Here is a 23,590-nt window from a genome sequence, read left to right as displayed (position 1 = left end):
TCACATTTTTATAATTTCAGTGTAATTGTTGATAAATATTCAGATGTATCTTTGCAATATTTTGATAATTGTACAAAGATAGATCCCCATAATTCAAATTACGGCGTATCTCCTCGTTTTTAACATCAATTCTATGAAGGGCCTCTAAAAACGAGCTCTCATTTTTTAATTCAAAAACTAGCATCTGGTTATTGTGTCTCATGTTTAACTCAATAGAGGTTGGTATGTTTGAAATTATTATTGGAACATTTTGACTCATTGCTTCAATTATAGGCATACCAAATCCTTCGTAAATTGAAGGGAAAATAAATCCCCTACTAAATTTGTACAATGCCGGTATGTCTTCATCATTAACATAACCAAGGCTCAGTATTCCATTTTCTTTAGTGACTAGTCCTACGAATTCACTAGATCTCCACCATTTTAAGCCTCCCAGCACAAGCAAAGTATTTTTATCGATTATCTTTTCTTTTTTGGCCTTGATAAAAGATCTGAGCAAAAATTCCATATTTTTTCTTTTAGACAAGCTTCCTAAAAAGAAATAGTAACTATAAGGTTCTAAATTATATTTATTCAGCTGTTGAATTGATGGATTGGAAATTAAAAATAGGTCCCTAATACCATCATAAGCAACATATAATTTTTCTTCCAATTTACTTCCAAACATATTCAATATTTCGTTTTTAACTGAATGTGAAGGTGTAATAATTCCATCAGCTCTCTTCAACGCCTTCTTAATTGCATGTCTATTATAACTGACATATATAAAAGGGACAGTTTCAGGATAGAAAAATACACCGAGATCATGAATTGTTACAACTTTTTTACTCTTGGAATTAATAAGGGGGACATAGTAATTTTGATAGTGTATTATATCAAATCTACGAAACGGATGTAAAATGTTAATTAAGGCATCAATTGCAAATTTTCTCAATCCTTTCGGAAAATATTTCATTGTCGAATAATCTGTTATTGAACAGTCAGCAATACGAGAAAGATGCTTATATAATAGTAATGCATGATAACCTATACCAGTAGGATACCTGTAACTCGACATTCCCTCGTCGATAAGTATTTTCAGTTTATGCGACATTTAAGATGATTTACTGGTAATATTAATTTTGTTTCCTTTTAATCTTTAACCAACCTGTCAATTCTTCATATTTACCTGGATTAATAGATTTAATCTTATAAAATAACTCGAGAATAAATATGATAAATATGCCGAGGATTACTGATCCAACAAAACTTACTGCCGCATATATACTTCCCTTGGGTTTTGCTTTTCTGTCTGCAGGACCAGCTTTATCAAGCACAAGCACACTGGGAGTATTGCGTACTTCTTCTACTTTAGCCTGCTCGTATAATGGCTGAATAAATTCTAATATTTTGTACTGAATTTCCAGATTCCTGTAGATTTTCAGATATTCATTTCCCAATTCTGGCGCTTCCTTAAATGGAATTAACAATTTTATATTTTTCTGGGATACGTCCTTGCCAGAATTAAGCAGGTCAATTTTCTTTTTAAGTTCATTTAGTTCTATTTCCGTTGTGTGTACAAGAGGATGATCTATACCATAAATCTGTTTAACAACATTAAATTCAACTTCTTTACGGTACATATCCAAATAAATGCCCGACATCGATTTAACAGTTGCTTCAATTTGCTCTGGGACAGCTATTACTCCATATTTTTCCTGAAATTTCTGCATTTCAGTTTCAAGGTTTTTAATATCCGTAAGATTCTGCAAATACCTTTTTTCAATAAATTCTCTGTTAGCTTTGGCATTCGTAATACTCAATTGTGTATTGATTTCATTAAGTCTGTTAACCATATAATTTGCTATATCCGCAGCTTTTTGAGGATCTTTATCATAGACTGTAATAGTTAAATTACCTTCATCCTGGATTTCTAATTCAAGATTAGATTGCCATTTTTTAACTACTTTTTCATAATAATCATCTTCCATATCGTATTCTTCTCGGAGTCTAAATTTTTTAATTATTTCATCGGTCAACGTTGCACTCTTTAGTATTGCTATATATCGATCCGTTTCAGTATTTCCACCCGTTAATGCAGCCAAGCCTTTACTAGCAGAAAATCCTTTCGCCAGACTCGACAAACCAGATAGAGTAGATAATATATCGTTTCTTTCTGCAGCCAATACAGAAGCTGTCGACTTGTACCATTTGGGTGCAAGCAACGCATATATTGTGGTTCCAGCAGTTATCGTAAAAATGAACCAGAATAAAAACTTTCTATATTTAACAAGCACTGATAAAAACTCTATAAACGAACTTCCTACTATTTCTACTTGATGTTCTGTTGATTGATTAATCCGATTCATTACTGTTCCAAAATTTATTTAGTAATTTGTAAAATCAATATTATAATAGTCGTTATACTCCCTATTATGCTCAACACGGCTCCTGTTCTTGCTACATAAAACCATGTGGTCCTTGGTATGTCTTTCGGCACATAGATATAATCACCAGGTTCAATCTTCAACTTTTCTATTTCTTTTGTAACCCAATTTTTTCCTTTCCCTTTAATAACAACAACGTGGTCATCGCCTTTTGCTGTTTCGGCTAGACCCCCAGCTTTTTCGATGTAATATTTATAGTTCATATCAGGGACATACTTAAAGTACCCTGCTTTAGCAACTTGCCCGAATACATAAACGTATTCGAATTTCGAGGGAACCAAAATCACATCACCGTCTTTAACCAAAAATTTACTTTCTTCGGATTCTGGATTCTCAATCTTTGTAAAGTCTACCAGCGATTCACTTTCCAAAACCCGAAGTTGGTTATCGATATTAAAGAATAGTGTATCTTCCTCTGTTAGATTGGCAAGACGCATCATTTCCAGTAGTTTTTTCTTCTGTTCAAGTTGAAATTGTGTTTCGGGCAGGAGTAAATTATCGTTACTTTCAACAAAATCTCTTGACAGCTGATTTTTCCTCAAGATACTTTCCGGTGCGTCATTCCTAAGTACTTCTGCTCTATATAAATCTGCGTTAACAGTAAAGCCTCCGGCTCGCTTAATTACTTCATAGACAGGCAATCCTTCGGCAGTTAGATAAACATATCCGGGATTCTTCACTTCTCCAAGAACAAGGGCTTTATAATCATGTCGCTTATTCTCTTCGGCAATTATTTTAATACGATCACCTCTTCTGAGTTCAATATCATCCGAAATATTTGTTTGAATAATTTCTTCATTCAAACCGTCCGCCGAAAGTCGATAAATTTCAGCTCTACTAACATTTTCGTATGATTTACTAATTCCACCAGCAAACAAAATCGCATCGGATAAACGGTCACCTTCCACATATTGAAACTTGATCGGCTTGTTTACTGCCCCAGAAATGTCGACAAAATCTTTTTCTTCGTCGTAATCGGGGAAAATAATTACATCGTCATCTTTAAGATAAGGGTTGTATTTAAAGTCTCCGGTCAATCTGAATTTCAATAAATCAATAATCATTTCACTTCGGTCTGCCCTCATTAATTTAATTCCCCGCAAAGGATAGCTCTCCAATTGCTTCTTTACTATATTAATTGTTTCTAGCTGCGTAAGCGAAGCTAATGCCTCTCGCTGCGACTCAATAAATAGATTCGTAATAAAATGATCGAGCCTTTGTACCGACAAAGCAGTAAAAGAACCGTTTACAATAAAATTACCACCGATAGTAACAGTTATTGGCTGTGTGAATAAGGTCGACTTGTCACTATTTGTCGTATTATTATCGTTTTGCTGCGCAGATATTATTGATGACAATAAAAATAATTGAAGGACGAGATATCTTATGTTTATTCTCATTTTCTAATGCCAATTAATTTAATAATATTTTCTGGATGTTGAACCAAAAAATAGAACTTTTAGACCACCCAAACAAATATTTCTTAGTCTAATATTCTTTTAATACTTTTTCGTATATGTTTATCAACTTTTCATAATGCAGAGTTCGATTAAATTTATTTCTTGCTGTATGAAGAGCACGGCTACACATATCGAGATATTTTTCCTCGTCAAGGCTATAAGCACTTTTAAGTGAACCAACCAACGAATCGATATTATTTGGTAGGTAAAGAAAACCATTTTCCCCATTTTCAACTATTTCAGGGATTCCACCCAGAGCTGGTGCAATTACAGGTCTACCAGCCGCAAAAGCTTCAATAACAGCATATGGATTATTTTCGTATGTTCTCGATGATATAACTACAAAATATGATTGTTTTATTGCATCTTTAATTTCCTTTCTCGAAAGGTTGCCTAAAAACGTTACATTCTTACTGGATGTAAGTCTTAATGTATCAAGAAGCCTACCCTCACCCGCTATAATCAATTTAAAAGAATTCAAGCGCCTGAATGCCTCGACCAGTAAGTCGACTCCTTTGTTATATTCAATTCTTCCGATAAACAAAAAATCCCGCCTCACTGTCTTCGTAATTCTGTTTTCAATTTCATCAGTAAAATTGTACAGTACTTCCGATTTTTTTTCTAAGTCGGGAAATAGACTAAGAAATTTGTTTCTCGTAAAATTGCTCACAAAAATGAAGTAATTAAAATACCTTCTGAAATTAAGAAACAGGTCACGAAAATAACTATCTACTGCCAGTAAAATACTTCTTGTCAGGCCTTCATTCGAGCAACTGTTCAATATGCAATGATAATATTTTCCTCCTGCGCATTTTTCGCAGACGCCCTTTTTTCTGTTATAAAATTCCCAGACAGGACATAAATATTTGAAGCCGTGTATTGTAGTGACAACTGGAATTTTGTGTCCCTTCAAAACAGGCAGAATTGAAAATGTTAGTCCACCGTTTATATTATGAACGTGAGCAATCTCTGGCTTAAACTTATCAATTACTTTTTTAAGCGCATATATCGAATTAAATGAATAAAAAGAATCTAAAGCCCTCAGTAATCTGTTTTCAGGACGTGATGGAAAGTATTGCAAATATTCAGAATTGTAATTAACAGTCGATTTTAAACTAAATGGAATTGCGGTATGCCCTTTGTCATTGAGTAATTTTTCTGTTGATAAGAAGAGAGTTTCGACGCCTCCGCAATGGTAATAATTTTTATTGCAGAGTAATATCTTCATCTCCTAAGAATATAATTAGTCCCTGCCGTACTGTGTCTTATAATATTTTTTATATTCGCCCGAAATAACCCTTTCCCACCAGCTTTTATTATTGATATACCATTCGATAGTTTCATCCAGTGCAGTTTCAAACTTAAGTTTTGGTTTCCAGCCAAGTTCATTCTGGATTTTTGAAGAATCGATAGCATAACGGCGGTCATGCCCCGGTCTGTCTTTTACGTATTCAATGAGGTCTTCTGATTTATTCAATTTTTTTAGTATCAGTTTGACAATTTCGATGTTTTTCATTTCTCTACTTGCACCGATATTATAAACTTCACCAGCTTTCCCTTTTTCAAAAACGGTTTCGACAGCTCTGTTGTGATCATACACATGAATCCAGTCCCTCACATTCAAACCATCGCCATAAACCGGAAGTTTTTTATTATTAAGAGCATTGATTATCATCAACGGTATTAATTTTTCAGGGAATTGATATGGACCGTAATTGTTAGAACATCTCGTTATTACAACCGGAAGTCCATACGTGTGATGAAATGCCAGTGCCATCATATCGGCCGCAGCTTTGCTTGACGAATAAGGACTATTTGGCGATAGAGGTGTCGATTCTGTGAATAATCCTTCTGAGCCCAAACTTCCGTATACTTCGTCGGTCGAGATTTGCAAAAATTTTTCTACACCATACCTTCTTGCAGCTTCCAGCAGTATATTTGTTCCGATTACATTTGTTCTGTAAAAAATTTCCGAACCAAGGATACTTCTGTCGACATGAGATTCGGCGGCAAAATTGATTACAAATTTGATACGATACTTTTTAAAAAGATAATCGACCAGCTCTCTGTTTGTAATGTCTCCTTTTACGAAAGTATAATTCTTGTTGTTCTCAACTGGTTTCAGATTTTCCAGATTCCCGGCATAAGTTAGTTTATCGAGGTTAACGACAAACCAATCGTCATGTTCTGGCAATAGATTGTTAATAAAATTACTTCCAATGAAGCCCGCACCGCCAGTTACAAGAATAGACTTTAAGCTCATCTTTTACCCTCTCAGTAAGAAAAGAAACCGAAATAAATTCCTGTTTGAATAAAGAATGTATTTGAATTCAAATCCGAAGGAACACCCTCTATATTTTTACCATTATTAATTTCCCACTCGCCTCCAAAATTGAAACTATAGCCCGCTCCTACTCTGAAGGCAATAAATCGATTAATTGGAATGTCAAAATTTATAGTTGGTGCAATGAGATAAGAAGTTTTAGACAATTTATCGCTTACTTCCTGAGTTTTATTATTTCCCTTCTGCCATAAATTTTCCCAGTTATAGTTCATACTCGATTGATAGATTTCAATTTCGGTTGAAGTCATACCAATAATGCCTCCAACAGAAATTGCGATGCGATGGACAGACGGGAAAGTGTATTCAATGGTTAGACCACCCAGTCCGTAGCCGTATCTTACTTCTTTATCGAACTCGCCTACTTTGCCTGATGTATTCATCGAGCCGCTTAAACCAACACCACCTATTCGGAGATTTTCCACAAACATTATATAAGCATAACCACTACCGCCCCATGCAATCATACCGTTTTCAGACAATCCACTCAACCCGATACTTTGTATCTGAGAGTTCAAGGGCTCGACATTGGGGAACAAATATACAGGGTTAATTCCGCCGGCTAATCCGAAACGTGCTACCCATCCGATTTCAGCATTTTCCTGAGCCGACAGAAGTGTATACGATACTATCAATAAAAATAAAATTCTCTTCATATTAATACTTTCCGAATTGTTTATGTCAAAATAAGAAATTATTAATCAAACTTAAAAACGAGGAATTGATAACCTGGAGATTACTCACAATTCCCTCATGAGATTTTTTATCAAGAATATTCTGTGTTGATAGGTAATCGAAAATTGCAAACTTCCCTCGTCGTAAATGAAAAATGGCTGCTTAAATATCCGAAGCTTGCTTTCTTTATTAATGATGTACCAATATCTTCATTTGCTAAAATTACTGAATAAGGAAGTAGATAATAAAAATTATAGCTTTATATCTAAACACCCGATAAATCGTACTTTTTTAATCAAACAGTTGTAGTAAAGAATTACTTCAGTAATTGGAAAGATTTTCCTGAATAGGATTAATAAGGCCGGACTGATTAATTGGATCACTCTCGTCACCACAACAAGGATAATCAAATCCGGCCATATTATTCTTTTTTAATCCATTATTTTTCTTAAGAACGAAGAGGAATCTTCGTCGTCATTATTTTTTCTTTCGTCGTAGTAATCCTTATTTTTTGTTTTGAATCCGGATTGAATTTCATCGATATCATTTTCTGGAAAGAGTTTCATATCGCCACGAACACGAGAAATTGTTGGAATATTAAGATCCTGTTCATTGATGTTAGCTTCGTTTAAAATGATTTTTTCTTTTGAAAATCCTCCGAAAGATGGAACGGACTTTTTGTCTTTTCCGGAGTTTTTACCATCCCTTCTAAAACTTCCTATTCCGTTCGTTTCGAGGTCGTCGCCAAATCCAGTAGCGATTACAGTATAAGAAATATAATCGTTCATATCTTCTTTATTGACGATGCCGAAAATAACATTTGCTTCTTCACCCGCTGCTTCAAAGATAATGTTATTTCCCGCTTCTACCTCCTGCATGGTCATATTTGACGAGCCTGAAACGTTCAGGAGAATGTTTTTAGCTCCTTTAATCGAAACTCCTTCGAGCAGAGGCGACGAAATAGCTTTTTGTGCAGCTTCGATTGCTCTGTTTTCACCGCTTGCAATTCCGCATCCCATTAATGCATGACCGCTATCGCGCATGACTGTTCTCACGTCTGCAAAGTCGACATTGATAATACCGGTCATTGTGATAATGTCTGCAATTCCACGTGTAGCTTCGTAGAGTATTTCATTAGGCTTATCGAATGCAGCTCTTGCTGCCGTGGCAGTGTCAATTATACTGAGGATTCGGCTGTTTGGAATTACAATAAGGCTGTCTACATATTGCTTAAGTTCCTTAATTCCATCTTCTGCATTTTTCATTCTCTTTTTGCCTTCCCAGTTGAAAGGCTTTGTAACGATACCTACTACCAGTGCGCCAAGACTCTTAGCAATCGAAGCAACAATTGGAGCTCCTCCTGTACCGGTTCCACCGCCCATTCCTGCCGTTACGAACACCATATCGCTGCCATCGAGAATGCGTGTAATTTTTTCTCGGTCTTCTTCGGCTGCTTTTTTACCTACGTTAGGGTCGGCTCCAGCACCGAGTCCACGCGTAACGTTTGTACCAATCTGGATTTTATGATGAGCCAGGCTGTTCTTAAGTACCTGGGCGTCTGTATTGATAGCCACGAATTCGACGCCGGTTAATCCGCGGTGAATCATGCTGTCGATTGCATTGCACCCACCACCGCCAATACCAACCACTTTCAGAACGGCAGACAAATTTTGTGAATCTTCCCTGTCGAGAGTTACAAATTTGAGTCGTTCTTTTTTTCCGTCAGTATAATCGGTCATAATTCCTCCTTGTTGTGGTATATTTATAAATTTTCAAAAAATTCCTGTATCTTTTTGAACAGATTTATTTTAATAGGATTCTTTTCTTTTCGTAGATCTCTGGAATCGGAGAATTCGGTAACCGACTTACCAGGCATACCTTTAATCAATCCAGCGGCAGTGGCAAATTCCGGACTTTCAATTTCGCCGGATAGGCCTGTGCCCAAATCAAGCGGCACACCAATTCTCGCAGGCAATCCAAAAACCTCTTCAGCCAGCTCTGTTGTTCCTCTGAGAAGTGAACCACCGCCTGTTAATACCACTCCAGCTTTAATTTTATTTTTCAATCCAGTCTGGCGTAATTCATTATCGATCAGCATGAATAGTTCACGCATTCTAACGCTGATAATTTGTGTCAGAAGAGTTAATGGAATTTTGATATTGCCACGCGCTCCGACACCTTTTATATAAATATCCTCATCTTTAATTATTGCACTTTCCAGAGCGTAGCCGTATTCTTTTTTCAATTTTTCGGCGTCTGCCGTTACAATACCGAGTGTTTCTCTTATATCATTTGTGACCTGATTTCCCGCCACGCCAATAACTTTAGTATGTTTAATAGCTTTGCGATGAAAAACAGCCAGGTCGGTTGTACCGCCACCAATATCGATTAACAAGACACCGAGATCTTTCTCGTTTTCTTCCAGCACCGATAAGCTTGAAGCAATCGGCTGTAGAATTAACTCTTTAATTTTATAACCGGCACGTTCTACTGACTTTTTAATATTTTGAATAGCCGGCACTGAAGCCAACACTACATGATTAACTGCCTCGAGCCTCGAGCCACACATTCCAATTGGGTCTTCGATTCCACCCTGATAATCGACAAAGAATTCTTCAGGAATAATGTGCAGTATTTGTCTGTCCGAAGGAATTCTTATTGTGTGTACATCGGATTTAAGACGATTCAAATCTTCTTCGGTAATTTCCCTCTCAGGATTGTTAATTGTCACATAGTTACGATGCCTTAAACTTGTTACGTGTTCGCCTGCAACTCCAACGTTAATCTCTTCAACGCTCAAGCCAGCCCTGTTAATGGCAATGTTCATCGCCTCGCTAATTGCTTCGGCGGTCTTAGAGATGTTTGCAACCAGCCCGCGATTCAATCCTTCTGATGGAGCAACACCGAATCCGAGTATGTTAATGTTATCTTCTGCATGCTCGGCAATAACTGCACATACTTTCGTAGTACCCAGATCGAGTCCAGCTATAATATTTCTTTTCATGTTTGATCTTCTCCCGATATTATACTATCTGCGGCAAAGCCGAAATAAATATGATTATGATATCTCAAATCGATGTATTCAATTAAATTATTTGCTTCATTCCCTTTCAGATAATTCCAGAGTGCGTTGAAATAAACTATCTTTCTCGCTTCGTCATCCCTGCCGAATATAACGGGATAATCGAACAACGAAAAAGTCATTACCACATCTCCCCCTTTTCTCATGTCGACAACCGATAGATTGCTATATAATTCGGGGTTGATGAGCTTTATCCCGCTCAATATTTTTGAAGCGGTCAGTACATCATAATTTCTTTTCAAATTAAGAAACGGCTTTATTTTACTTTCGAGATAAGGATTTGTAATAACAGGATAATCGACGCGTTCTGTACCTTCCAGCAAAGGTACCGCTTCAAGGTTATCCGTAATCAAATATTGCTTTTGATTTTCAATCAATATCGCATCGAAATTCTTTTCATGCAAAACTATATTAACTTTTCCGTTGCTTATAAAACTGACGTCCGCATATTTTACATAAGGATGTTTTTCAATCCGATCTTTAATTATTTGCAATGTAAGTTCTCTAAAATTCCTTCTGATCAGTAGATTCGCAAATTTCAAGTACATTTCTTTAGAAAGGTGATTGTTTCCTTCAATAGTAATCAAATCAATTTTGTAATTTTCTTTCCGGATAGTCACTGCGAAATATCCGATAATTGAAATTAGCAGCAATAAGAATACTAATCCCGCTATGTATTCTTTTGTTTTCATTTACTTTTTGATTTTAAGTATTCCACAAATTTTTCACCGTATTTCCAGATGTCGCCGGCACCGAGTGTAATAATTATGTCGCCTTTTTTATAAATCGATTTTAGAATTTCTGGTATCTTGTTTTTATCGGCTTCGTAAATCACATTTTTATGACCGAACTTTTTAGCAGCTTCGGCAATCAGAAGACCGGAAACTCCTTCGATCGGTTCTTCCCTGGCAGGATAAACATCGGTACAAATAAAAACATCGGAATTCAAAAAGGACCTGCCGAATTCCAGATAAAAATCTCGCGTTCTCGAATAAAGATGAGGCTGAAATACAGCAACCACTCTTCTTTTCCAGCCTTTACGAATACCGTCGAGAGTAACATTTATTTCAGTCGGATGATGCCCATAATCGTCAATAACCATAACATCATTGTCGTACTTTTTCTCGAAGCGGCGATAAACTCCCGTGAAATCACTTAAGGCTTTTTTAATTGTATCGAAAGGCACTCCAAGTTCTTTTGCAATTGTAATTGCCACAAGAGAATTCTTGATATTGTGAACGCCGGGGACATTTAATTTAACCCTGCCTAAGGTTTCCCCTTTGTAAACAACGGTGTATTCAGAGGAACTCTCTTTATGTGTAATATCTATCGCCTGTACATCGGCTTGAGGCGAAAGCCCGTAGGTAAATATTTTTTTCTTTATTAATGGTATTATATCTTGCAGGGCTGGTTCGTCAAGGCAGAGCACAACAAAGCCGAAGAACGGAACTTTATTGGCGAACTCGACAAATGCCGATTTAATGTCGTCCAGATCTTTGTATGTATCGAGATGTTCTTTTTCGAGCGTGGTGATTGCAGCTATAACAGGTGTCAACATCAAAAAAGTTCTATCAAATTCGTCGGCTTCAACTACAATGAATTCACCATTACCCAGTCGTGCATTTGTGCCTCCGAGACTGCTTAATTTCCCGCCGACAATAATTGTCGGGTCGATTCCGGCTTCCGTCAATGTAAGTCCGACCATCGATGTTGTTGTAGTCTTGCCGTGTGTACCGGCAATACCAATTCCATACTTCATTCTCATGCATTCGGCAAGCATTTCAGAGCGTTTTATAACTGGAATCTTCTTTTCAATAGCCGCACTTACTTCTGGATTATCTTTATTGACCGCCGAGGAATAGACTACTACATCAGCTCCTTCAATATTTGAGGGGTGATGGCCTTCATAAATTTTTATTCCCAGTGCTTCCAGCCTATCGGTAATTTCAGTCTTATTCAAATCCGAGCCAGTTATATTAAATCCCTGATTCAACAATATTTCTGCTATGCCACTCATTCCAATTCCGCCGATGCCTACAAAGTGTATGTTTTTTACTGTTTTCATCATCATAAAGTCTGCTCCTTAATTAATCTGTTCTGCCATACTGATTGCCTTTTGAGCTATCACTAAGGCAGCTTCGGGTTTTGAAAATGTTTTTATGGTGTCGGATAATTTTTCCAATTTTTTTTCGTCGTTGATTAATTCAATAATTTTATTTTTCAATTCTGCTAATAAATTTTTGTCCTCAATAAGAACTGCGGCATTTGATTCAGCCAACGTAAGAGCGTTAAAATACTGGTGATTGGCAGCCACATTGGGAGAGGGCACAAGAATAGCAGCTTTTCCTAATGCAGAAAGCTCAGCAATCGTGGTTGCACCCGCCCTTGTAATTACCAAATCGGAAGCCGAATAAGCTGCCTGCATATCATCAATAAATGGTAAAACTATTATTTGTTTTGTGTTATATTTTTTGTACTCGTCATAGTAAAGTTTTCCTGTCTGCCATATTACCTGCAGGTCATTTTTTTCAATTAAATCAGCAATCTGTGCAATTGAATCATTGATCGATTTTGCGCCCAGACTACCTCCGATTATCAACACTGTTTTTTTAGCAGGATTCAAACCAAATTTTTTTGCCGCTTCGTATTTATCAATTTCTTTCAAATCAATTCGTATGGGATTTCCCGTTACATAAATTTTCTCATTACGACGGAAATATTTTCTACTTTCCTCGAACGCCACATGAATTTCATCTGCCATTCTTTCGAGCAATCGATTCGTAATGCCCGGATAGCTATTTTGTTCGAGCAAAATAATTTTCGAACCAATTACAGAAGCTGCCCAGATAACAGGTCCAGATACATAAGCACCACATCCAATTGTAACGCGTGGTTTAAATTGCATCATAATCAGAAGAGATTGTAAAGACGAAATTGCAAGTTTTACAGGGAACATTAAATTTCTTAAATCAAATTTTCGATAAAATCCGCTTATCCAGATATCCCTGAATTCGAAACCGTATTGGGGAACGACTTTCGATTCTATTTTATTTTTGTTACCAAAGAAAAGGATTTCAGACTCTGGCAGGATTTTTTTTATATGCTGAGCAACGGCGATGGCTGGATAAAGATGCCCGCCTGTGCCGCCAGCTGCAAATGCAAAACGATATGGATTCGATTTCTTCATCCTACTTGAGCCAGTTTTAATTTTTCCGTTTGCATCGTTTGATATGCAATGTTAATTATGATTCCTATCGATATACCCATAAAAACCACAGAGGTGCCTCCAAAGCTAACGAAAGGAAGCGTAATGCCAGTAGTCGGAAACAATCCGGTAACAACCGCAGCATTAATAAAAGCGCTAATTAGAATATTGAATCCCAATCCGAACACGAGCAACTGCCCAAATTTATCCTGCGCTTTCTTGGCTATGACCAGACAGATGATAAAAAGTGTGAAGTATGTGAACAATATTAAAGCTGTCCCGATGAATCCTGTTTCCTCACCTATGATTGAAAAGATAAAATCGCCATAAGATTCAGGTAAAAAGAGGTCGCTCTGGCGACTGCGTCCGAATCCCAAACCCTTCAATCCACCGCTGCCAAGTGCAATCTTAGCTTGCATAACCTGAATATTTATATCGCTGCCTGTCATAAGACTATTCACATAATCAAAAAGGCGCTCGCGAGAATGTTTGTACAATATCACCGCCGAACCCACAAAGAAGATCCCTATCGACAAGATTCCCGCAATATGTCTGAAACTCGCACCACCTACATATAGCAACACGAAAGAAGTAAAGGCAATTATCAAACTAGTACTTACGTTTGGCTGAAGAATAATCAATCCGCATACAAGCCCAATCCAGATTAGAGCATAAACAAAACCTCTTCTGAAATTAGCAATCAATTCTCCTTTTCTTTCTATCAAGACCGATAAGTGAATTATCAACAAAATTTTTACTGCTTCCGAAGGCTGGAAACTAAAAAAGCCGAGGTCGAGCCATCTTGCTGCACCTTTGACTTTAGGAGCAAATATTAATGTGGCAATCAATAAAATAAGCCCGGACAACATCATTTGTTTGCTGTACTTACGATATAGATCATAGGGTATAAATGAAAATAAAACAATTGCAAAGAGAGCCAGTATTACCTTTATAATATGGGACTTGAACATCGAGTAATAATTGTTATACTTAGTCATGCTGTAGGTGTCGCTTGAAGTAAAAACCATAATTGCACCAAGCAATACCAGAGCTACGACAAGAATTATCAATATTCTTATGAGTGTTTTCATTTATTTTAAATTGTTTACTGCTTCTTTAAAAACTTTGCCTCTGTGTTCATAATTGTCGAACATATCGAAGCTTGCACACGCCGGCGATAAAAGGACGACTGAGCCTGGACTGGCTTCTTTTCGAGCAGAAAGAACACAACTTTCCAGCGATTGTTTATAATCAACGGGAACAGTTTCTTTAAAAAATTCATAAACTTTGTTCGCTGATGAACCGATTGCATATATTTTTTTAACTTTCCTTGCAACAAGCTCTTTTATTTTATTGTAGTCGTTACCTTTGTCTTTCCCTCCCAATATTAAATAGATTGGTTTATCGAAGCTGTTGAGCGCATACCAGACCGAATCAACGTTTGTTGCTTTTGAATCGTTGTAGTATTCCACGCCTTCAAATTCACGCACGAACTCGATACGATGTTCTACCCCCTGAAACGATGAAAATGCACTTTTGATCTTTTTGTTTTCAATACCAACTTTTTTTGCTACAGTCATGACCGCCAGCGCGTTTGATACATTGTGTGGACCTTTAATAAACAAGTCAGACACCGCGCATACCGTTTCTCTGATTTCATCAGAATAAATCATATTTCCTTCTTTTACATATGAACCCTTGAATAATTCTTTCTGGAGCGAGAAGCCGTATTTATTCACATCCGTAGCTGGCATAAAATTGATAGTATTTGGATCATCGGCATTGTAAATCAAAAAATCGTCTGAAGTTTGATTTCTGGTAATATTCATTTTCGAGCGTGCGTAGAGATTAAAATCATTATTATATCTGTCAAGATGATCGGGCGTAATATTTAATATCACAGAAAATTTTGGTCTAAAATATTTTATGTAATCAAGTTGAAAGCTGGATACTTCTACAACTACGAAATCATCTTCTCCAATCTCCGTAACGACATCCGAAAAAGGAACGCCAATATTGCCAACGCAATATGTCTTGAAGCCATTTTGACGTAAAGTGTATTCCATTAGCGACGTCGTAGTAGTTTTTCCGTTTGTACCGGTAATCGCAATTGTTTTGCCTTTATTGAACCAACTTGCGAATTCGAGTTCGCTAAATATTTCGATGCCTCTGCTTTTTGCCTCGGCTAAGATGCCCGAGTACGAAGGGACGCCTGGACTCGTTACGATAAAATCGCAATCGAAAATTCGTTCCGAATGTTTTTCAGTTTCGTAAGGAATATTTTCAGATTCCAAAACTGAAATCGACTTAAGAATGGATTGCTTGCTTGCTGAGTCGCTAACAAAGGGAAAAGCGCCCATTTTTTTTGCAAGCTTTGCCGCGGCTGTTCCGCTCCGTACTGCACCGATTATCGATATTTTTTTTCCCTTAATTTCCATTACCTGATCTTGAATGATGTTAAACTTATTATTGCCAGTATTATTGTTGCTATATAAAAGCGTACTACAATTTTTGGTTCAGCCCAGTTAAGTTGCTCAAAATGATGATGTATCGGAGCCATTTTGAAAACCCGTCTCCCTTCGCCGTACTTTCTTTTAGTGTATTTGAAATAGAGTCTTTGAATAATAACCGATATAGTCTCTATGAAATAGACACCACCGAGTATTGGAATCAAAAGGTCTTTCTTAATTATTATCATAAGTACGCCGAACGCACCTCCAAGTGCCAGTGAACCTGTATCGCCCATAAAAATGTCCGCGGGGTAAAAATTGTACCATAAGAATCCCAGCCCGGCTCCAATTAATGCTGCAATAAATACGGTCAACTCTCCACTACCGGGTAGATAGATAATATTGAGATAATCGGCATAAATTACATTACCTGTTACATATGTAATTATTGCCAGTGCAAGCATAACAATAGTCATAGTGCCGATAGCCAGCCCGTCGAGTCCGTCGGTTAAATTAACTGCGTTCGAAGTAGCTGTAATAATAAAGATAACCCATGGTATATACAGATAAGAAAAATCCCAATTTAGATTTTTAAAGAACGGCAAAGTAGTTTGAGTATTATACTGTGCAAATTCTGGCAGATAGTAAACCGTCACGCCTACAATCAAACCAACAAAAATTTGTCCCATTAGTTTGTATCGTGCTATCAATCCAGTCGGCAGTTTTCTCACCACTTTAAGATAGTCATCAAGAAATCCGATTAAGCCGAGAATAATAGTGGCAAATAGCGCGAGCAATATAAAGTGGCTTTTGATATCGCTCCATAATAAGACAGGTACAACAACAGAAAGCAGAATAATAATTCCGCCCATTGTAGGTGTTCCTGCTTTCTTTTTGTGCGTCTTCGGTCCATCGTCTCGTATCGGCTGGTCAATCTGACTTTCTTTCAGTTTCCTGATTATTTTCGGGGCAATCAAAAACGACATCAAAAGCGCCGTTATTGCCGACAAAGCCGACCTGAACGATAAGAACCGGAATACGTCGAATCCCGGTGGACTGAATATTTCGTTTATATAATCGAATAAGTAATAAAACATTATTCAAATCTCTCTTTTATTATTTTAACAAATTCTTCCATCTCCATACCCCGTGAACCTTTTACGAGAATCACGGAATTTTTGAGTTCTTCGTACTTCAAGTAAATCGACAATTCTTCTCGATTTTTGAAGTGGATGGTTTTTATTCCTCTTTTCTTTAACTCGTCGCTCATGTATTTCATATAATGACCGAGTGTAAGGACATAAAGATTTTTTTCTGGTTTAAATAACGCAGCAAGTTCTTTATGAATTTTTGCCGACTTTTCCCCGAGTTCATAAATGTCGCCAAGAACAAAAATCTTATTATTGTATCCCTTAATTTTCTTTACAAGTTTATAAGCAGCTTCAACAGAAGCAGGACTTGAGTTATAAGTGTCGTCTATTAAAAATAAGTCACGCATTTTTACGACGTTTAATCTGCCTTTTGCTGGTACGAGTTTTTGTGAAGCTATTTCAAGTTCTCTTTCACCAACGCCAACATTCAATGCAACTGTCGCAGCAGAAAGAAAATTGATAGCGTTTGCTTCACCGTACAAAGAAAGTTTAAACTCTTTTTCCATCTCTTTGTAATTAATTTTTAGATTAGTCCTGCCGTCTTTTTCATAACCATTAATTTTACCTTTAACAATCGGTCTATTCCGAAAACCGTAAGTAATCACATTCTTGAAATTTTTTTTATTCTTATTAAGTAAGGGGTCGTCATTATTAATAAAAACCAGACCACCATTTTTGTCAGCGATATACAGTAGAGCAGCTTTTTCTAGGTAAACCATGTCTCTGTTTTGTAAAAATTCGATATGAGAATCGCCAATATTTGTAATTAATGCAAAATTGGGTTCGGCAATTTTGGCGGTATATTCAATTTCACCGAAATGATTCGTGCCGTGCTCTAAGACGATAAAATCGGTTTTTTCATTGGCCGACAAAAGAGTAAGCGGCACACCGATATGGTTGTTGTTATTTGCTTCGGTTTTTACCGTAATAAATTTCTCAGAAAGAATCGATGCCAGAATATCTTTAGTAGTAGTTTTTCCATTGCTCCCGGTAATTGAAATTACTCGTGCACCAATTTTTTTTCGCCACTTATTGGCTATTTCACCCAGTGCTATTACTGTATCGGGTACTGAAACAATTGTGGTACGATATGTATCAAAAGTGTTCGATTCGAAAATCTTTTTAAGTTTTCTTTTATTAACAATGAGCGCACTGGCACCTTTTTTTACTGCTTCGCCTACAAAATCGTGTCCGTCAAATCGCTCGCCTTTAATTGCAACATAAACGCATTTGTTTTCTATTTTTCGGGTGTCAATCGAAACTGTGCTTACTGGTTTATAATAGTCCGGATTAAAAATTTCAGCGCCTTTAAGTTCGAACAGGTCTTCCAGCGATATTTTTATTTTACCACTCATAAATTCAAGTATTTAATTGCAGTTTCTTTATCTGAAAAATGTTTTCTTACTCCGTTTATTTCCTGATAATTCTCGTGTCCTTTGCCAGCGATCAGAATAACGGCATTTTTTTCGGATTGTTGTATTGCTTCTTTAATTGCCTCTTCTCGGTTTTCTATAACTGAATAATTACTCTTCGTTATGCCGTGTATAATTTCATTAATAATAGCAGAAGGGTTTTCGGTACGTGGATTATCCGAAGTAACAAAAACCTTAGTGCTCATTTCGGAAGCAATTCTGCCCATTATCGGTCGTTTGGAACGGTCGCGGTCGCCGCCGCATCCGAATACTGTATAGACCGGTCGACTGTAACCCACGATATTTCTTATAGCTTTTAATGCCTGCATCAAAGAATCAGCTGTATGAGCGTAATCGATGATCACCTTCTTTTCTCCTTCAGAAACCACTTCAAATCTTCCCGGAACTTGAGGAGAATTTTCGATTGCACTGACAACTTTTTCGATTTCGATCGATTCCAGAACTCCAACTGCAAAGGCTGCTGCAGCGTTGTAAGCGTTAAAATGGCCAATCAATTTTGTGTGTAATCTATGTTCTTTATTTTTATATACAATTACAAAATCAGTCCCATCCAGTGAATATCTTATATCCTTAATTCTGAAATCAGCTTTTTCGGATGTGCCATAACTAACTACTTTAGCTTTTGTATTTCGCACAATTTCATTTGCACTCGGATCGTCCGCATTTATAACAGCCGATGCTTTCTGTGGAAGCATATCAAACAAAATTTTTTTTGCTTTGAGATAGTTATCAAAAGTCAAATGATAATCCATATGGTCGGAAGTAATATTTGTAAAAATGGCGTAATCGAAATCGAGAAAATCTACACGGTGTAAGTCCAGTGCATGTGAAGAAACTTCCATCGAACAATATTTACAATCTGCTTTCACCATTCTATCGAGTAAATAATTAATTTCGTGAGATTGTGGAGTTGTTAGCATTGTTTTGAATTCTTCATCGCCTATATAATTCGCAATTGTTCCTATTAAGCCGGCATTATAACCAGCAAACTTAAAAAGTGATTTAAGATAAAATGCAGTCGTGGTCTTACCCTTAGTGCCTGTTACTCCGATTAATTTTATTTTTTTTGAAGGGCTATTGTAAAATCTGTCGGAGAATTCGGCCAGTGCTTTTCTGCTGTCTTCAACCAATATTCTAACTGCATTGCAGTGTTCGAAAATCATGTCGGGCACAACTTCGGGATCCTGCAATACAACCGCCTGTACACCTTTATTCAATGCATCTTGAATAAATTTATGTCCGTCGGTTTTAAAACCTTTGATTGCAAAGAAGAGCGTATATTTGTCCACATTCCGGGAATCGATAGAGAGATTATTAATTTCCTTCTCTTCGGCATTACCCGTTACCTGTTTAACGTGGACGTTATTTAAGAGCTCGCTTAGTTTCATTTCAATTTAGATTCAGAACTTTACTGTTGATATTTAGTTGACATTTAATATTGCATATTGAGCTGGAGGAAAGTTTTTCACCTGGCTCAATACTTTGCGAAACTACATATCCACTACCATTAATTTTATATTTTATTCCGAGTCTATTCAGTATCACTATGGCATCGCGCAAATTCATTTTTCTTAAATCGGGCATCACACCTTTTTGAATATTTTTTTTGATCGATTTATCAGGTAGCATCTTTTTTTCGTTAGTTGGATTAAAAAATTTATCATAATAACTTTCATTTGTATTTACATCTTCGGCAATCAACTGTTCAATTAATTTCTTTTTCCTTACAATTTTTTTTCTTATTGGTGCAAGTGATAAATCGTATTCAAGAAGACGATTGGCAACGTTTTTAAAAACCGGAGCAGCTACCAGACCGCCGTACTTTGCGATTTCAGGCGAATCGATCAAAATCAGGCAGACAATTTGAGGATTTTCGGCCGGCAAATAACCTATGAAAGACGAATTATACTTGCCTTTTACATATTTGCCGTCGACCAGCTTCTGCGAAGTGCCAGTCTTGCCGCCTACATAAACATAATCAAGTTGAGCGGCCGTAGCAGTGCCGTTTTCTACAACACCAATCATCATATCCCTAATTTTATGGGACACTTCTTCATCAATTACCCTTCTTATTTTTTTCGGTTCACTAATGCTGACGACTTCTCCATTTGAATTCGTAATTTTTTCAACCACATAAGGTTTATAGAGGACTCCACCGTTTATTAGAGCACTGAATGCTGTAATCATTTGCAAAGGAGTTACCGAGAATTCATAACCGAACGACATAAATGCTTTGGAGAGCTTTGAAAAGCTTTTTGGCTTTTTCAAATAGCCTTCAGCTTCGCCCGAAATTTCGATATACGTAGGATTACCAAAACCGAAATTTCGCAGATAGCGATAAAAAAGTTCGTCCGATATGCGAGTCGACAATTTTGCTACTCCAACATTACTCGATTGTTCAAGAACTTCTCTTACAGTAAGAATATCATGAGGATGAGTGTCCGTTATACTGGTTTTATAAAAAGTGATTTTTCCTCCTTCGACGTCAATTAATTCATTTTCTTTTGCAAGTTTTTCATTAAATAAAATTGAGAGAACAAAAGGTTTTATTGTCGAACCAGGCTCATACGTGTCGGTAAGGGCTCGGTTTCTTCTTTCTTCAGCTGAGAAAAGATTATAATTGGCTGGGTCGAAGTCAGGAACGTTTGCCAATGCAAGGATTGCACCGTTATTCGGATTCATTATTATACCGACGCCTGAATGGCCGTTATATTTTTTTATTCCTGCAATAAGTTCTTCCTGCAGTATTTTTTGATAAGTTTTATTAATTGTCAACACCACATTATTACCTGGGACTGGGGGAATGGAATGATTCTCATCAACTGAAATTATTTTACCCAGCACATCTCGTTCAAATAAATACCTGCCGTCTTTACCTGCAAGAAACTCGTCGTAAACTTTTTCGATGCCTTCAACGCCCTTCAATTCTCTATTAACGTATCCAATAATGTGAGCCGCTAAATTTCCATAAGGATAAACTCGCGTGAAATCTTCTTCATAAAAGAAACCATCTATAACAAGCTTTTTCAGATTGAGTGCTTTTGACATTGGTACTTTTCTTTCGATACAAACGTTGCGCTTCCCGTTACGAATAATTTTTTTGTAGTAAGAGACAGGCTTGCCGAACGTTTTCGAAAAAGCCTTAGATATAGTATCTATCTGAGATTCGTTAATCATTCTCGTATCGACAAAGAAAGAAACGTTGTCGCGCGTAAAGGATAGAACTTCGCCATTACAGTCCTTAATAGTACCTCTCTCGGCCCGAATAATTCTGGGTTTGTTCTGCTGGCGTTCGGCAACGAGGGTGTAGTATTCGTTTTTGAGTATCTGGATCGAAAAAAGTTTTGCCAGTAAAAGCAGAAAAAAGAGAAAAACAAATCCAGTAACAATCAAAGCTCTTGAATTAATCATATTTTTCTTGCAATATTTTTTCAAGCTGTTCTATCTGGTATTTATCCACATGTATTGTTTTAAGATTTTCAATTGGGCCTTGCATTCCAAGTGAATCTTTTGCGATTTTTATAATTTTTTCTTCGGAAGTTAACTTTTGAATTTCCACTGTGCTCATCTCGATGCTATTTAATTTTTCGTTGAGCAATTCAGTCTTGTTAATTTTTTCACGTTTCATATTTTTGATTTCGTTTACCGTGGCGACGTGGAGAAAAATCAAAAATGCTAAAGCAAATACAATAAAAAGGAAGCGTACTGTCGACGATTTGCTCATACTAAATTCTCTCGGCTGCTCTTAATTTTGCACTTCTTGCCCTGCGATTTTTTTTAATCTCCTCTTCGGAGGGTACGATCGGTTTGGTATTAATCAATTTTAACCGTGCTTCTTTATCACAAACACAAATTGGACTTTGAGGCGGACAGACACACTCGAGAGTTTCATATTTAAACTTTTCTTTTACAATTCTATCCTCGAGTGAATGAAAGCTAATTACGACAATTCTGCCTCCCTTCTTCATAAGATCAATCGATTTGTTGAGGAATATTTCGAGTTCTTCCAGCTCGTTATTGACATAAATACGTAGAGCCTGAAATACACGCGCAAGAGTTTTGTTCAAAAATCTTTGTGGGATGATATCAGCAATTATGTTTCTCAACTGGCTCGAAGATTCAAACTTATTTTTATTTCTGTACTCGACAATTTTTCTGGCAATTTGTCGCGATTTTCTTTCCTCGCCGTACTTAAAAATAATACTGGCTAATTCTTCTTCTGAAGCGGTATTCAGGAATTCAGCGGCTGTAATGCCTTCCGATTTATTCATCCTCAGATCAAGGGGTGAATCCTCTCTGAACGTAAAACCTTTGTCGGGATCGTCGAGTTGTAGAGAAGATACCCCCAGATCTAAAAAGATGCCGTCAAACATTTCAATGAACTCGATCTTTGCTATAATATCAATATTTGTAAACGATGTATTGTATACGATGTATCTTGACTCGTTTTCGAACAATTTTTTGCAATGGTTAAACGCATCAAAATCTTTGTCGGTGGCAACGAGTCTACCTTTTTCGCTCAATGAGCTCAAAATTTTTTCTGCATGTCCACTGTAGCCAGCCGTCCCTTCGAAATAAGCGCCGTCTCTGTTCCATACTAATAACTCCACGCTCTCCTTCAGGAGAACCGGTTCGTGTCGATTCATTTTTTCTTATTCGACATTACCTGTTTTGCAATTTCAGCAAACGATAATCTATTTTCTTTCTTATGCGCTTCGTAGATAGAAGGATTCCAGATTTCGATTTTTTTATTCTGTCCGAGTATGAGCACGTCCTTTTCGATTTCGGCGAACTCAATTAGTTTTTTTGGAATCAGCAGACGAGCCTGCGAATCGAGCTTGTCTTCCGATGCATACTCAAACAATAGTCTTTTGAAGACAGATTCTTCTGGATCGAAATCGTCGAGTTGATTTATACGCGGCAATACTTCTTCGCGCCAATAGTCGAGTGGATATAAATCGATACATTGCACAATTCCTCTTGTCATCACAAATGTATCATTGGCAGCTTCGTTTATATACTTCCGATACTTGGATGGTATACTTACCCTTCCCTTTGCATCCATCGAATATGTGAAGCTACCTATAAACATATTTCTCCACTTTTATACACTTTTTACCACTTGGGTGCAAAATAACTGTTTTTATATGGGATTGTCAAGACATTTTTCGAAAAAAAATAGATTATCCACTTTTGTGTGATTGCGGATAATCCAGATTAACTATTGGAAAAGCAGGGGTGTAGTTAAATAGAAAGATAAATGAGGGAATAAAGATTGGAGCCATCTGGGGGACTTGAACCCCCGACCCGCGCATTACGAATGCGCTGCTCTACCAGCTGAGCTAAGATGGCTTATAAAAAATACTA

The 23,590-nt window shown here is 36.9% G+C and carries 20 protein-coding genes and 1 tRNA gene; all 21 read right to left on the bottom strand.

All coding sequences use genetic code 11. The features are described from left to right. Window positions 1–16 precede the first annotated feature (16 nt). The 21 genes from ACSSV9_RS11525 to ACSSV9_RS11425 all read right to left on the bottom strand — a co-directional run bounded on the left by ACSSV9_RS11525 (window position 17) and on the right by ACSSV9_RS11425 (window position 23,575). Entirely contained in the window at window positions 17–955 is a 939-nt protein-coding gene (locus ACSSV9_RS11525; protein WP_437347408.1) for a glycosyltransferase family 4 protein, read from the bottom strand. Between the two features lie 160 nt (window positions 956–1,115). Continuing rightward, entirely contained in the window at window positions 1,116–2,348 is a 1,233-nt protein-coding gene (locus ACSSV9_RS11520) for a GumC family protein (protein ID WP_437347407.1), read from the bottom strand. Window positions 2,349–2,362: 14 nt separating this feature from the next. Then, a complete protein-coding gene (locus tag ACSSV9_RS11515; RefSeq protein WP_437347406.1) occupies window positions 2,363–3,826 on the bottom strand; it encodes an SLBB domain-containing protein in 1,464 nt (487 codons plus the stop codon). Window positions 3,827–3,914: 88 nt separating this feature from the next. Further along, window positions 3,915–5,114 (bottom strand): glycosyltransferase family 4 protein, encoded by a 1,200-nt coding sequence (locus ACSSV9_RS11510; RefSeq protein ID WP_437347405.1) that lies wholly within the window; start codon window positions 5,112–5,114, stop codon window positions 3,915–3,917. Between the two features lie 15 nt (window positions 5,115–5,129). Further along, window positions 5,130–6,149: a dTDP-glucose 4,6-dehydratase gene (gene rfbB / locus ACSSV9_RS11505; RefSeq protein WP_437347404.1), complete on the bottom strand. Its 1,020-nt coding sequence runs from the start codon at window positions 6,147–6,149 to the stop codon at window positions 5,130–5,132. 11 nt (window positions 6,150–6,160) lie between these two features. Beyond that, entirely contained in the window at window positions 6,161–6,883 is a 723-nt protein-coding gene (locus tag ACSSV9_RS11500) for a hypothetical protein (protein ID WP_437347403.1), read from the bottom strand. Between the two features lie 450 nt (window positions 6,884–7,333). Further along, complete coding sequence (gene ftsZ, locus ACSSV9_RS11495) at window positions 7,334–8,641, bottom strand: cell division protein FtsZ (RefSeq protein WP_437347402.1); 1,308 nt, start codon at window positions 8,639–8,641, stop codon at window positions 7,334–7,336. 23 nt (window positions 8,642–8,664) lie between these two features. Next, entirely contained in the window at window positions 8,665–9,906 is a 1,242-nt protein-coding gene (gene ftsA, locus ACSSV9_RS11490; protein ID WP_437347401.1) for a cell division protein FtsA, read from the bottom strand. Next, on the bottom strand, window positions 9,903–10,676 hold the full coding sequence (locus ACSSV9_RS11485) for a cell division protein FtsQ/DivIB (protein ID WP_437347400.1): 774 nt from the start codon (window positions 10,674–10,676) through the stop codon (window positions 9,903–9,905). Before ACSSV9_RS11485 ends, ftsA begins: the two co-directional genes overlap by 4 nt. Continuing rightward, the gene (gene murC, locus ACSSV9_RS11480; RefSeq protein WP_437347581.1) at window positions 10,673–12,052 is read right to left on the bottom strand and encodes a UDP-N-acetylmuramate--L-alanine ligase; all 1,380 of its coding nucleotides are present in this window, start codon (window positions 12,050–12,052) and stop codon (window positions 10,673–10,675) included. The genes ACSSV9_RS11485 and murC overlap by 4 nt, the downstream gene beginning before the upstream one ends. A 15-nt stretch (window positions 12,053–12,067) precedes the next feature. Further along, on the bottom strand, window positions 12,068–13,171 hold the full coding sequence (gene murG / locus ACSSV9_RS11475) for an undecaprenyldiphospho-muramoylpentapeptide beta-N-acetylglucosaminyltransferase (RefSeq protein ID WP_437347399.1): 1,104 nt from the start codon (window positions 13,169–13,171) through the stop codon (window positions 12,068–12,070). Then, entirely contained in the window at window positions 13,168–14,280 is a 1,113-nt protein-coding gene (locus tag ACSSV9_RS11470) for an FtsW/RodA/SpoVE family cell cycle protein (RefSeq protein ID WP_437347398.1), read from the bottom strand. The genes murG and ACSSV9_RS11470 overlap by 4 nt, the downstream gene beginning before the upstream one ends. Next, window positions 14,281–15,627 carry a UDP-N-acetylmuramoyl-L-alanine--D-glutamate ligase gene (gene murD, locus ACSSV9_RS11465; protein WP_437347397.1) on the bottom strand — a complete coding sequence of 449 codons (1,347 nt, stop codon included), beginning with the start codon at window positions 15,625–15,627 and terminating at the stop codon, window positions 14,281–14,283. Beyond that, a complete protein-coding gene (mraY, locus tag ACSSV9_RS11460) occupies window positions 15,627–16,736 on the bottom strand; it encodes a phospho-N-acetylmuramoyl-pentapeptide-transferase (protein WP_437347396.1) in 1,110 nt (369 codons plus the stop codon). Before mraY ends, murD begins: the two co-directional genes overlap by 1 nt. Further along, window positions 16,736–18,145 carry a UDP-N-acetylmuramoyl-tripeptide--D-alanyl-D-alanine ligase gene (locus ACSSV9_RS11455; protein WP_437347395.1) on the bottom strand — a complete coding sequence of 470 codons (1,410 nt, stop codon included), beginning with the start codon at window positions 18,143–18,145 and terminating at the stop codon, window positions 16,736–16,738. Before ACSSV9_RS11455 ends, mraY begins: the two co-directional genes overlap by 1 nt. After that, window positions 18,142–19,611 carry a UDP-N-acetylmuramoyl-L-alanyl-D-glutamate--2,6-diaminopimelate ligase gene (locus ACSSV9_RS11450; RefSeq protein WP_437347394.1) on the bottom strand — a complete coding sequence of 490 codons (1,470 nt, stop codon included), beginning with the start codon at window positions 19,609–19,611 and terminating at the stop codon, window positions 18,142–18,144. The genes ACSSV9_RS11455 and ACSSV9_RS11450 overlap by 4 nt, the downstream gene beginning before the upstream one ends. Window position 19,612: 1 nt before the next feature. After that, the gene (locus ACSSV9_RS11445; RefSeq protein WP_437347393.1) at window positions 19,613–21,634 is read right to left on the bottom strand and encodes a PASTA domain-containing penicillin-binding protein; all 2,022 of its coding nucleotides are present in this window, start codon (window positions 21,632–21,634) and stop codon (window positions 19,613–19,615) included. After that, on the bottom strand, window positions 21,627–21,947 hold the full coding sequence (locus ACSSV9_RS11440) for a hypothetical protein (RefSeq protein WP_437347392.1): 321 nt from the start codon (window positions 21,945–21,947) through the stop codon (window positions 21,627–21,629). Before ACSSV9_RS11440 ends, ACSSV9_RS11445 begins: the two co-directional genes overlap by 8 nt. 1 nt (window position 21,948) lies before the next feature. Beyond that, complete coding sequence (gene rsmH, locus ACSSV9_RS11435) at window positions 21,949–22,869, bottom strand: 16S rRNA (cytosine(1402)-N(4))-methyltransferase RsmH (RefSeq protein ID WP_437347391.1); 921 nt, start codon at window positions 22,867–22,869, stop codon at window positions 21,949–21,951. After that, complete coding sequence (gene mraZ, locus ACSSV9_RS11430) at window positions 22,866–23,315, bottom strand: division/cell wall cluster transcriptional repressor MraZ (RefSeq protein ID WP_437347390.1); 450 nt, start codon at window positions 23,313–23,315, stop codon at window positions 22,866–22,868. Before mraZ ends, rsmH begins: the two co-directional genes overlap by 4 nt. 184 nt (window positions 23,316–23,499) lie before the next feature. Further along, window positions 23,500–23,575, bottom strand: a tRNA-Thr gene (locus ACSSV9_RS11425). Window positions 23,576–23,590: the final 15 nt, after the last annotated feature.

The sequence above is a fragment of the Melioribacter sulfuriphilus genome, assembly GCF_051488685.1.
Classification (GTDB): domain Bacteria; phylum Bacteroidota; class Ignavibacteria; order Ignavibacteriales; family Melioribacteraceae; genus Melioribacter.
Note: the sequence above shows the minus strand (reverse complement) of the source record. Positions and strands in the feature narration are given on the sequence as shown.

Excerpts from the sequence above, each read along its gene's own strand:
- ACSSV9_RS11525 (WP_437347408.1), bottom strand. The coding sequence starts at position 955 with ATGAAATATTTTCCGAAAGGATTGAGAAAATTTGCAATTGATGCCTTA.
- ACSSV9_RS11520 (WP_437347407.1), bottom strand. The coding sequence starts at position 2,348 with ATGAATCGGATTAATCAATCAACAGAACATCAAGTAGAAATAGTAGGA.
- ACSSV9_RS11515 (WP_437347406.1), bottom strand. The coding sequence starts at position 3,826 with ATGAGAATAAACATAAGATATCTCGTCCTTCAATTATTTTTATTGTCA.
- ACSSV9_RS11510 (WP_437347405.1), bottom strand. The coding sequence starts at position 5,114 with ATGAAGATATTACTCTGCAATAAAAATTATTACCATTGCGGAGGCGTC.
- rfbB (WP_437347404.1), bottom strand. The coding sequence starts at position 6,149 with ATGAGCTTAAAGTCTATTCTTGTAACTGGCGGTGCGGGCTTCATTGGA.
- ACSSV9_RS11500 (WP_437347403.1), bottom strand. The coding sequence starts at position 6,883 with ATGAAGAGAATTTTATTTTTATTGATAGTATCGTATACACTTCTGTCG.
- ftsZ (WP_437347402.1), bottom strand. The coding sequence starts at position 8,641 with ATGACCGATTATACTGACGGAAAAAAAGAACGACTCAAATTTGTAACT.
- ftsA (WP_437347401.1), bottom strand. The coding sequence starts at position 9,906 with ATGAAAAGAAATATTATAGCTGGACTCGATCTGGGTACTACGAAAGTA.
- ACSSV9_RS11485 (WP_437347400.1), bottom strand. The coding sequence starts at position 10,676 with ATGAAAACAAAAGAATACATAGCGGGATTAGTATTCTTATTGCTGCTA.
- murC (WP_437347581.1), bottom strand. The coding sequence starts at position 12,052 with ATGATGAAAACAGTAAAAAACATACACTTTGTAGGCATCGGCGGAATT.
- murG (WP_437347399.1), bottom strand. The coding sequence starts at position 13,171 with ATGAAGAAATCGAATCCATATCGTTTTGCATTTGCAGCTGGCGGCACA.
- ACSSV9_RS11470 (WP_437347398.1), bottom strand. The coding sequence starts at position 14,280 with ATGAAAACACTCATAAGAATATTGATAATTCTTGTCGTAGCTCTGGTA.
- murD (WP_437347397.1), bottom strand. The coding sequence starts at position 15,627 with ATGGAAATTAAGGGAAAAAAAATATCGATAATCGGTGCAGTACGGAGC.
- mraY (WP_437347396.1), bottom strand. The coding sequence starts at position 16,736 with ATGTTTTATTACTTATTCGATTATATAAACGAAATATTCAGTCCACCG.
- ACSSV9_RS11455 (WP_437347395.1), bottom strand. The coding sequence starts at position 18,145 with ATGAGTGGTAAAATAAAAATATCGCTGGAAGACCTGTTCGAACTTAAA.
- ACSSV9_RS11450 (WP_437347394.1), bottom strand. The coding sequence starts at position 19,611 with ATGAAACTAAGCGAGCTCTTAAATAACGTCCACGTTAAACAGGTAACG.
- ACSSV9_RS11445 (WP_437347393.1), bottom strand. The coding sequence starts at position 21,634 with ATGATTAATTCAAGAGCTTTGATTGTTACTGGATTTGTTTTTCTCTTT.
- ACSSV9_RS11440 (WP_437347392.1), bottom strand. The coding sequence starts at position 21,947 with ATGAGCAAATCGTCGACAGTACGCTTCCTTTTTATTGTATTTGCTTTA.
- rsmH (WP_437347391.1), bottom strand. The coding sequence starts at position 22,869 with ATGAATCGACACGAACCGGTTCTCCTGAAGGAGAGCGTGGAGTTATTA.
- mraZ (WP_437347390.1), bottom strand. The coding sequence starts at position 23,315 with ATGTTTATAGGTAGCTTCACATATTCGATGGATGCAAAGGGAAGGGTA.